Source organism: Sphingobium olei (assembly GCF_042678845.1).
Classification (GTDB): Bacteria; Pseudomonadota; Alphaproteobacteria; order Sphingomonadales; family Sphingomonadaceae; genus Sphingobium; species Sphingobium olei.
In genome coordinates this window covers 63,660-73,952 of record NZ_JBHTLS010000132.1, presented here as the reverse complement: position 1 = coordinate 73,952, position 10,293 = coordinate 63,660, and the positions used below count along the sequence as shown (strand labels likewise).

Annotated in this window: 9 protein-coding genes; 6 read left to right on the top strand and 3 right to left on the bottom strand. The window is 64.7% G+C overall.

What is annotated here, in order from left to right; genetic code table 11:
• The first annotated feature begins 1 nt into the window (after position 1).
• Genes xdhA through ACFQ24_RS16165 form a run of 6 tightly spaced genes read left to right on the top strand, consistent with a single transcriptional unit; the run spans position 2 to position 8,056 of the window.
• On the top strand, positions 2-1,432 hold the full coding sequence (gene xdhA / locus ACFQ24_RS16190) for a xanthine dehydrogenase small subunit (protein ID WP_380913067.1): 1,431 nt from the start codon (positions 2-4) through the stop codon (positions 1,430-1,432).
• A 22-nt stretch (positions 1,433-1,454) separates the two neighbouring features.
• The gene (gene xdhB / locus ACFQ24_RS16185; protein WP_380913065.1) at positions 1,455-3,734 is read left to right on the top strand and encodes a xanthine dehydrogenase molybdopterin binding subunit; all 2,280 of its coding nucleotides are present in this window, start codon (positions 1,455-1,457) and stop codon (positions 3,732-3,734) included.
• Positions 3,731-4,651 (top strand): xanthine dehydrogenase accessory protein XdhC, encoded by a 921-nt coding sequence (xdhC, locus tag ACFQ24_RS16180; protein WP_380913063.1) that lies wholly within the window; start codon positions 3,731-3,733, stop codon positions 4,649-4,651. Before xdhB ends, xdhC begins: the two co-directional genes overlap by 4 nt.
• Positions 4,648-5,946: a guanine deaminase gene (gene guaD, locus ACFQ24_RS16175; RefSeq protein ID WP_380913061.1), complete on the top strand. Its 1,299-nt coding sequence runs from the start codon at positions 4,648-4,650 to the stop codon at positions 5,944-5,946. Before xdhC ends, guaD begins: the two co-directional genes overlap by 4 nt.
• Positions 5,943-6,959 (top strand): adenosine deaminase, encoded by a 1,017-nt coding sequence (locus tag ACFQ24_RS16170; protein ID WP_380913059.1) that lies wholly within the window; start codon positions 5,943-5,945, stop codon positions 6,957-6,959. The genes guaD and ACFQ24_RS16170 overlap by 4 nt, the downstream gene beginning before the upstream one ends.
• The gene (locus tag ACFQ24_RS16165; RefSeq protein ID WP_380913057.1) at positions 6,956-8,056 is read left to right on the top strand and encodes a nucleoside hydrolase; all 1,101 of its coding nucleotides are present in this window, start codon (positions 6,956-6,958) and stop codon (positions 8,054-8,056) included. Before ACFQ24_RS16170 ends, ACFQ24_RS16165 begins: the two co-directional genes overlap by 4 nt.
• A 6-nt stretch (positions 8,057-8,062) precedes the next feature.
• Here the strand turns inward: ACFQ24_RS16165 and ACFQ24_RS16160 are convergent, their stop codons facing one another.
• The 3 genes from ACFQ24_RS16160 to ACFQ24_RS16150 form a co-directional block, all read right to left on the bottom strand.
• The gene (locus tag ACFQ24_RS16160) at positions 8,063-8,641 is read right to left on the bottom strand and encodes an LOG family protein (protein WP_380913055.1); all 579 of its coding nucleotides are present in this window, start codon (positions 8,639-8,641) and stop codon (positions 8,063-8,065) included.
• Positions 8,641-9,171 carry a phosphoribosyltransferase gene (locus ACFQ24_RS16155; protein ID WP_380913053.1) on the bottom strand — a complete coding sequence of 177 codons (531 nt, stop codon included), beginning with the start codon at positions 9,169-9,171 and terminating at the stop codon, positions 8,641-8,643. Before ACFQ24_RS16155 ends, ACFQ24_RS16160 begins: the two co-directional genes overlap by 1 nt.
• A 137-nt stretch (positions 9,172-9,308) precedes the next feature.
• Complete coding sequence (locus tag ACFQ24_RS16150; RefSeq protein ID WP_380913051.1) at positions 9,309-10,244, bottom strand: LysR family transcriptional regulator; 936 nt, start codon at positions 10,242-10,244, stop codon at positions 9,309-9,311.
• Between the last annotated feature and the right edge of the window lie 49 nt (positions 10,245-10,293).

Below are 10,293 nucleotides of genomic sequence, written 5' to 3'. Positions count from 1 at the left end.
GATGGGCGTGCGCTTCCTGCTCGACGGCGATGTCGTGGAGATCGAAGATGTCGATCCAACCGCCACGCTGCTGGACCATCTGCGCTATCGCATGGGTCGCACCGGCACTAAGGAGGGCTGCGCCGAAGGGGACTGCGGCGCGTGCACCGTGCTGGTGGCCGAACTGGAGGAGGACCGGGTGCAATGGCGGTCGGTCAACGCCTGCATCACTTTCCTGCCGATGCTCAATGGCCGGGCGCTGATGACGGTGGAGAGCCTGGGTGGCGCGGACGGCGCGCTCACGCCTTTGCAAGACTGCATGGCGGCCAATGGCAGTTCGCAATGCGGCTTCTGCACGCCGGGTTTCGTCATGTCGCTCCATGGCCGCTGCATCGGCGCGGTAGGCCATGATTTGCCGGTAGCGGACGTAATCGCGGGCAATCTGTGCCGCTGCACCGGCTATGGCCCGATCCTGGACGCGGGGAAGACGGTGGGTCCAGTAACGCAGGATGACACGGCGGTCGCGTTGGCGCTCAAGAACCTCTCCTCGCCGGAAACCGCAACGGGCAACCATCAGGGCCGCCAATGGTTCGCGCCGCGAACCGTTGCGGCCTTGATCGAGCTTCTCGCCGAACACCCCGACGCACGCATGGTGGCGGGCGCGACGGATGTAGGGCTGTGGGTGACGAAGGGATTGCAGATCATCGACACGCTCATCTTCCTGGCGGATATCGCTGAGTTGCGCAGAATCGAGGAAGAAGCCGATGGTCTGAGGATCGGCGCCGGCGTCCGCTATGCCGACGCGCATGCGGCCATGGCGCGGCTACACCCCGACCTTGGCGAACTTGTACGTAGGGTGGGCGGACTTCAGGTGCGCAATGCAGGAACAGTCGGCGGCAATATCGCCAACGGATCACCGATCGGTGACGGCCCGCCCGCTCTCATAGCGATGGGCTCCCAACTGACATTGCGGAGCCGCGAGGGTCGCCGCACGATACCGCTGGAGGAGTATTTCCTGGATTATGGCAAGCAGGATCTCCGGCCAGGCGAGTGTGTCGAGAGCATCTGGATACCCCGACCGGCGAAGGACGCGCTAGTACATATATCCAAGCTTTCGCGTCGGTTCGACAGCGATATTTCGGCAGTCTGCGGCGCATTCAACCTGACGGTCGAGGCCGGAATGATCATGAGCGCGCGCGTCGCCTTCGGCGGCATGGCGGCCACGCCGCGGCGGGCGGGCAGGTGCGAAGCGGCGTTGACAGGTCAGCCCTTCTCACGCGCGACCATGGAAAAGGCGGCAGATGCCCTGCACGCGGACTATGCGCCGCTGAGCGACGTTCGGGGATCGTCCGACTATCGCCTGGAGGCCGCCTCCAACCTGCTGCTGCGCCTGTGGCATAGCGCGCAGGGCGACACCGTATCCGTGCTGGACGGTCTTACGGCTCATGGCTGAGCGGGATTCCGAGCGGCCGGTCTTGGCCAAGCCCTCCCATCCGCATGATAGCGCACGGCTCCATGTCAGCGGCATGGCGCGCTACGCCGACGACTCGGCGGAGCCGGCGGGCATGCTTCACCTCGCCTTCGGCCAGAGCAGCGAGGCCCATGCGCGCCTCGCCGCCATGAATCTCGACGCCGTGCGGGCGGCACCCGGCGTGGTTGCGGTCTTTACCGCAGCGGACATTCCGGGTGCTAACGACGTCAGCCCCGGCGCGGGCGACGACCGGCTGCTTGCCGATGGCGAAGTGCTCCATGTGGGGCAGGCGGTCTTCTTGGTCGCCGCCACCAGCCAGACGGCGGCGCGCCGGGCGGCACGGCTGGGCCGGATCGACTATGAACCGCTACCCGCCTTGCTCACCATCGAAGCAGCGCAGGCGGCGGGATCGCTGATCGAGCCCACGCAGCGCATGGCGCGGGGCGACGCCGACGCCGAGTTGGCCGCCGCGCCACTCAGCCTCACCGGCGAGTTTGATATCGGTGGCCAGGATCATTTCTATCTGGAGGGGCAGGTCGCCGTCGCCACGCCCGGCGAGGACGGGCAGATGCACATTCTCTCCTCGACGCAGCATCCCAGCGAAGTGCAGCATCTGGTCGCCCACATGCTCCAGCGCAGCTCGGCCGACGTGACGGTGGAGGTGCGGCGCATGGGCGGCGCTTTCGGCGGCAAGGAGACGCAGGCCGCCCTGTTCGCCGCGGCCGCCGCGCTGGTCGCGCATCGCACCGGGCGGCCCGCCAAGTTCCGCGGCGACCGGGACGACGACATGGCGATGACGGGCAAACGCCATGCGTTCCGCATCGGCTATGATGTCGGGTTCGACGCCGAAGGGCATGTGCTGGCGCTCAAGCTGCGCCTCGCCTCGCGCTGCGGCGCTACGGTGGACCTGTCTCCGGCGATCAACGACCGCGCGATGTTCCATGCCGACAATTGCTATTATCTGCCCGCAATCGAGATCGTGTCGGAGCGGCTCAAGACCAACACCGTTTCCGACACCGCGTTTCGCGGCTTCGGCGGGCCACAGGGCATGATCGCGATCGAGCGGATCATTGACGATGTCGCCGCGCATCTGGGGCTGGACCCGCTCGACGTCCGGACGGCCAATCTCTACGGCCCCGGCCGCGACATAACCCCCTACGATATGACCATCGCCGACAATGTCGCGCCGCAGATCATCGCCCGGCTGCGCGCCGACGCCCGTTACGACGAGCGGAGCGAGGAGATCGCCGCCTTCAACGCGGCAAGCCCGATCATCAAGAAAGGGATCGCGCTGACACCCGTCAAGTTCGGAATCAGCTTCACCACGACCCATCTCAACCAGGCCGGTGCGCTGGTGCTGGTCTATGCGGACGGCAGCATCCAGATCAATCATGGCGGCACCGAAATGGGCCAGGGGCTGTACATCAAGGTGGCGCAAGTCGTCGCCGATGTCTTCGCCGTTCCGATCGATCAGGTGCGGATCACCGCGACGCGCACCGACAAGGTGCCCAACACATCAGCAACGGCAGCTTCCTCCGGTGCCGACCTCAATGGCATGGCCGCCTACAACGCCGCGATGACCATTCGCGCGCGGCTGACCGACTTTGCGGCGCGAACCTTCGGTTGCTTGACCGATGAGGTGCATTTCACACCCGATGGCGTCGTCGCCGGCCGGGAAAGCCTGTCCTTCGGCCAGCTTTGCCGCAAGGCGCATATCGGCCGCATCTCGCTTGCCTCGACCGGCTATTATGCGACGCCCGACATCGCCTATGATCGCGCCGCGCATAAGGGGAGACCCTTTTATTATTTCGCCTATGGTGCAGCGGTCAGCGAGGTCGCGATCGACCTGCTGACCGGAGAGCATAAGGTGCTGGCCGTGGACATCCTTCATGATGTCGGCAAATCGCTCAATCCGCTCATTGATCTGGGCCAGATCGAGGGCGGCTTCCTTCAGGGGCAAGGCTGGCTGACGACCGAGGAACTGGTCTTCGACGATAAAGGCCGCCTCCTCACCCATTCGCCCGCGACCTACAAGATCCCGACCGCGTCGGACCGGCCGTTGCGGATGACGATTTCGCTGTGGAACGGGGAGAATGTGCAACCGACCATCAACCGGTCCAAAGCGGTTGGGGAACCGCCCTTCATGCTGGCGATCTCGGTCTTCTCGGCCCTGACGCGCGCGGTCGCTTCGGTCGCGCCGCACAAGCGTGCCCTGCCCGCGCTCAGCGCGCCGGCAACGCCCGAGCGGATTTTGTGGGCCTTACGGGATCATCGCGCGCCATGATCGACTGGCTCGGATGGCTCGATGAGGTCGCCCGCAGACACCCCGCAGCGCTGGTCAGCATCCTTGCCAGCGAAGGCTCGGCTCCGCGCGGCGCTGGCACCCGGATGTTGGTGACCAGCGACGCACTGTTTGGCACAATCGGCGGCGGGCAGCTGGAATATCGGGCGGTCGAGCAGGCGCGCGCGATCCTCGCCCTGCCGCCCGGCAGTTGGCGCATACAGGACTATCCGCTGGGGCCGCTGCTCGGCCAATGTTGCGGCGGGCGGGTGCGGCTCCTCATCGAGCATGTCGATCCGGCGGGGCTAGGCTGGATCGGCGATGCCGGCGAGGATCGGGCGCTGGTCTCGACCTTCATGGCCGAACGCATCGACCGGCACTGCACCCACCCCCTGCCGGCGACGCCCCTCTCGGCGCGGGGCGATCGGCCGCGCGCGGGGAGCAGCGTGGTGGAGCTATTCGGGCAGCGCCGCCGCCCGCTCTATCTGTTCGGCGCGGGTCATGTCGGTCAGGCGATCGCGCGCCATAGCGTCGGCCTGCCCTTCCGCCTTGCCTGGTTCGACACGCGGCCGGTGTTCGAGACGGTCGAGGGCGTGACTGTCGTACCCGAAGCCGGACTCGAGCAATGCGTCACCGAAGCGCCCGAGGATACCGCCATCCTGATCCTGACGCACGATCACGCGCTCGACTACAGTCTGACAAAGGCGGCCCTCAGCGGCAATCCGGTCACCTTCGTCGGCCTGATCGGGTCGGAGACCAAGCGGGCTCGTTTCCATTCCCGGCTGGAAAAGGACGGGATAGATGCTGCAACGCGCGCGCGGCTGACCTGTCCGATCGGCATCGCGGATATCGCCGGCAAGGAGCCGGACGTCATCGCCATCGCCACGCTCGCCCAGTTGCTTCAGATGAGGCAGCAATGACACTTAAAGCCTATCGCGGCGAAATCCTGTCGGTGTCGCTCGATCCGCTCCCCCGTCCAGACGCCATCCGGCATGACCCTGACGGGCTGCTGGTGGTCGAAGACGGCATCATCGTGGCGCGGGGCGCTTACGCGGATCTCGCCGACCGGTATCAGAGCATCCTCGTGGAAAGCCTGGCCGGCTTGATCGTGCCGGGCTTCGTCGATGCGCATGTCCATTATCCGCAGATGGACCGCATCGCCGCGCATGGCGAGCAATTGCTCGACTGGCTGGAACGGCATATCTTTCCGGCCGAGCAAGCCTTTGCCGATCGCGCTCATGCGAGGGAAGTAGCGGACCTGTTCCTGGACGAACTGCTCCGCAACGGCACGACCAGCGCGCTGGTCTTCCCCACGGTTCATGCCCATTCGGTCGATGCGCTATTCAACGCGGCGCTTGCCCGCAACATGCGGATCGCGTCGGGCAAGGTGCTGATGGACTTGGGGCCTGATGGGCTGCGCGACACGGTCGAAGCCGCGCGCGACGACAGCGAAGCGTTGATTCGCTGCTGGCGGAATCGAGGACGGCTATCCTATGCGGTGACGCCCCGCTTCGCGCTGACCTCCAGCGACGCGCAACTGAGGCTTGCGGGCGAGCTGCTGGCGGCGCACCCCGACATGCTGCTCCACACGCATCTAGCCGAAAATGTGCAAGAATGTGCGGCGGTGATCGATCGCTTTCCCGACGCCTATCATTATCTCGACGCTTATGACCGGTTCGGCCTCGTCGGCGCGCGGTCGGTCTTCGCCCATGCCATCCATATGTGCGGCCGGTCCTGCGCGCGAATGGCGCAGGCAGGCGCGGGCATCGCCATATGCCCCAGTTCCAACCTGTTCCTGGGATCGGGCTTCTTCGATTTCGCGCAAGCCGACACGCATGGCATCCGGCTGGGCCTTGGCACCGATATCGGCGCGGGCACGTCCTTCTCGATGCTCTTCACCGCCGGTCTCGCCTATCAGGCGGCGCTGGCGCGCGGCACCGCGCTCGATCCGTTCCGCGCGCTCTATCTGGCGACGGCAGGCAGCGCCGCGCTGCTGCATATCGGCGACCGGGTCGGCAGCCTCCTGCCCGGTCAGGAGGCGGATTTCGTGGTGCTGGACAGTGGCGCGACACCCCTGCTCGCGCGGCGGACGGCCGGCGCATCGCTAGCCGATCGGTTATTCGCGCTGCAGATATTGGGCGACGATCGCGCCGTTGCGCGGACCTACGTCATGGGCGAATGCGCGTGGGACAGGACTAGCGGAGGCACCCCATGACAGACATCGACGCTTTCATCGCCGGCCTGCCCAAGGCGGAGCTGCACCTGCATATCGAAGGGAGCCTGGAACCCGAGCTGATGTTCGCGCTCGCGAAGCGGAACGGCATCGCCATCCCCTACGCCTCGGTTGAGGACGTCCGTACGGCTTATGCCTTCTCCAACCTTCAGGGTTTCCTCGACATCTATTATGCCGGAGCGGATGTGCTGCGGACGCGGGAGGATTTCCACGATCTCGCGACCGCCTATTTCGACCGGGCAGCGGCAGACGGCGTGCTCCACGCCGAAATCATGTTCGACCCGCAGACCCACACAGCCCGTGGCATCGCCTTCGAGACGGTAATCGAGGGGCTGCTGTCCGCCTGCGCGCAAGCGGAAACGGAACATGGCCTCACCAGTCGCCTCATCCTTTGCTTCCTGCGCCATCTGAGCGAAGCCGAAGCGCTCGAGACGCTGGCGCAGGCGGAACCCTGGCTGGACCGGATCGCCGCGGTGGGTCTGGACTCGTCCGAAGTCGGTCATCCGCCGGAGAAATTCGCCCGCGTCTTCGCCACAGCGCGGGACAAGGGGCTGAAACTGGTCGCCCATGCCGGCGAGGAAGGACCGCCCGCTTATGTGTATGAAGCGCTAGATATTTTGCAGGTCGATCGCATCGACCATGGAAACCGATCGCTGGAGGACATGACTCTCACGGACCGGCTGGCGCGAGAGGACATGCCCCTGACCGTCTGCCCGCTCTCCAACCTGAAGCTCTGCGTGATCGACCAAATGGAGGATCATCCGATCGACCGGATGCTGGACCTCGGCCTCCATGCCACGATCAATTCGGACGATCCCGCCTATTTCGGCGGCTATGTCGCGGACAATTACCGGGCCGTCGCGACGGCGCGGGGATTGACGCGGGTGCAGCTTGTCACCCTGGCGCGCAACAGTTTCACCGGCTCCTTCCTGCCGCCCGAGGCAGTCGCTGCGCATCTCGAACGGATCGACGCCTATGTGGCGGCGCAACCATGAGGCTGCTGGCGATCATTCTCTCTGTCCTGATGTCGGTCACCGCCGTGCAGGCGCAGGACGGCCCGCGCAAGGTCATCATCGATGACGAAGGCTTTGCGCTGATGCACCTGATGCTGCTCCAGGCGCCCGATGTGGACGTGCTGGGCATCACCACCGTGTCGGGCAATGTCTGGGCCAACCGCGCCACCGCGATGGTGCTGCGGGGGCTCGAGATTGCCGGCCGCACCGACGTGCCGGTCGCCCAGGGCGCGACCTATCCGCTGCTCAACAGCGAAAAGCAGACCGATCGCTGGGAAGCACTATACGGCAAGCTCACCTGGAAGGGCGCGTGGATGAAGCAATGGGTCGAGCCGACCCAGCAGAGTACGCCGCCCTATTTCGGTCCCGACGACCCGGTGCATCTGCCTGAAGGCGACCCCACCACCAAGCCCGCTGACGAGATCGCCGCCAATTTCCTCATTCGCATGGTCCGCCTCTATCCGGGTGAGGTGACGATCGTCGCCTGCGGGCCACTTACCAACCTCGCGCTGGCGCAACGGCTGGACCCCGCCTTTGCCGGGCTGGCGAAGGAGCTGGTCTATATGGGCGGCAGCCTCAATCCCCGGCAGACGCTCGACACCGTGTCCGCAGCGCAGTTCGCTCGCGAGTTCGTCAATACGCCCCGCCGCGAATTCAACATCCGCTTCGATCCCGAAGCGGCCAGCATCGTATCGCGCAGCCCGTGGCGGAAGATCACCATCGTCCCGGTCGATCCCTCGACCGACACACAGCGCACCAAAGCGCTGATCGATCGCATGGCGAAGGCAGCGCCTGCCCGGCTTGCCACTTATATCAGCGCGATGGAGCCGGGCTTTCCTCTATGGGACGAGATTGCCGCCGGCGTGTGGCTCGACCCCCGCATGATCACCCGGCGCGAAACGCTTTACATCGACTATAATACGCAGTTCGGACCCGGCTATGGCGACATGCTGTCCTGGCGCCGCGACTATCGACCCGACCTTGGCGAGCAGCCGGCCGAGGTCGTCAGGGCGATCGATCCCAAGCGGCTGGAGGCATTGATGGTGCGGCTGATGGGCGAACGGCCCGGAACCAACTGACTCGCGTCAGACGTCGTCCGCGCCCAGCCAATGCTCTGTCTTGGGCGGCAGATAGTGCGCCATCCGGTCAAGCAATACGCCCGGATCGTCGTCCACCAACAGCATCGCGCGATGGCGCGGCTGGAGGAAGCCTTCCTCCACCACCTGATCGATGAACCGCGCCATCGGCGTATAGAAGCCGTTGACGTTGAGCAGGCCGCAGGGCTTTTCATGATAGCCAAGCTGTGACCAGCACCAGGCCTCGAATATCTCCTCCAGCGTGCCGATACCGCCGGGCAGGCAGAGGAAACCGTCGGCGAACTTCGCCATCATCGCCTTGCGCTCGTGCATCGTCTTGACGACGTGCAGTTCGGTTATGCCCTGATGGTCATGCTCGCGCGCGCGCAACGCTTCGGGAATGACGCCGATCACCTCGCCCCCGGCGGCGCAGACCGCATCGGCGACGATCCCCATCAGCCCGACCGTCCCACCGCCATAGACGAGGCCGATCCCGCGTTCGGCGAGCAGCGCTCCGACCCGTTCGGCCGCTTGGGCATAGACGGGCGAGCGGCCGGGCGAAGAGCCGAGATAGACGCAGATCCGCATCAGGCGAGACGCTCCGGCACCGACAGCGCTTCCTCGATGATCGTGTTGCGCGTGCCGACCGCCTCCCAGGGAAAAACGAACCAGCGCTTGTCGTCCTCCCGGTCGATCATCTGCGCCCAATAATCGACGGTCGCGCGCGACCGGCTGTTGTTGATAAGGACGGCGAAGCGCAGGTTCGCGCCTTCACAATCATTGTCCTGCAACAGCCGTCGGACATAGGCGATGGTGCCGCCGCTGTCGTTGATGTCGTCGATGAAGAGCAGCTTCACGCCGGCCGCGCTCTTGGCGGCGACCTTCGCCAGCAGTTCGTCGGCAAAGCCGGGCACCTTGGAGCTGTGATCGATCGACAGCATCGGCAGGTCGGCATGATGCGAGATATAGACCGCCGGGACGAGGCCACCGCGCCCGATGCCAATTACGAAATCGGGCTTCCAGTCACTCTCGCCGATCTGTCGCGCGACGCTTCTGACATCAGCCAGAAACGCCGCGTCGGTGATGTAGTGAAGTTCAGGGGCTGCCTCTATGCTCATGACGCGAATCCGTTAACTCTGGAAATTCGCCGCTATCGGGTCGGCAAGCTTTGGGCAATCGCCGCACGACAAAAGTTTAAAGCGATTTCTAATCAGATGAAATCATCTGATGACTCGGAAATCGCGCAAATCAAAAACTAAAGCTCCCCCGGCCCCTCGATCGACAACGGATAGCTGAGTTGGCTGAAGCCGTTCTCAATCTCCTGGAGCATCATCGCCGCGGCATAGGAGGGCGTTCGAGCCGACGCCGTGCACAGGCCCAGCGTCATCGGGCGCAAGATCGGGTCGGAAATGCGGGTGAAGGACAAGAGGCCGCGCCGTACCTCAGTAATGACGTCCAGTGACGTCAATATGCCAACGCCGACGCCTTGCAAAACGATCGAAGTGATCATCTGGATATTGTCGGACGACACGGCCCTTTCCATGACCACGCCCGTCGTACCTTCCAGCACCGAAATCTGCTCATAGACGGCGAGCGGCTGGGCCGGTACAATCAGCTTCGACCCGCTACAGGCCGAAAAGCGCGCCTCGCGTTTCGCGCCGAAGGGATGGCCGCTCGGAGTCACGAACCCCAGCACCACATCGACGAAGGCCCGCACCGCCAGATCGCGATAGCTCTGCGGATCGAAGAAAATGCCGAAATCCACCTCGCCCCGCGCCGTCGCTTGCCGCGCAAGGTCGTTTTCCAGCACTCTGACGCCAATGCTGATGCCGGGATATTTGCCCTGGATCGACTGGATGACGGAGGGGATATAGCCCTTCGCCAGGGCGTCGATGACGGCGATTTCCACATGGCCCCGTTTCAGGCCTCGCAGATCCTCTATCTGAGCGACGACATCAGCTAGATTCTTCTGCCATTTGCCGCCAGCTGCCATCATGATCTCGCCTGCCGCGGTCAGGCGAAGGCCGCTCGGCAGGCGCTCGAAGAGCGGCATTCCAAGCGTTGCTTCCACATTCAATATCTGGCGGTCGATCGCGGAGGCCGAGACGTTCAATTCGTCCGCCGCGCGCCGAATCGAACCCAGCCGTCCAACGGCTAGAAAATAGCGGAGAAAGCGGGAAAGAGCGGGCACACCCAACCTATTTTTTGCAACGCAGCGTCGAGTTCATGGCATTTGCTTG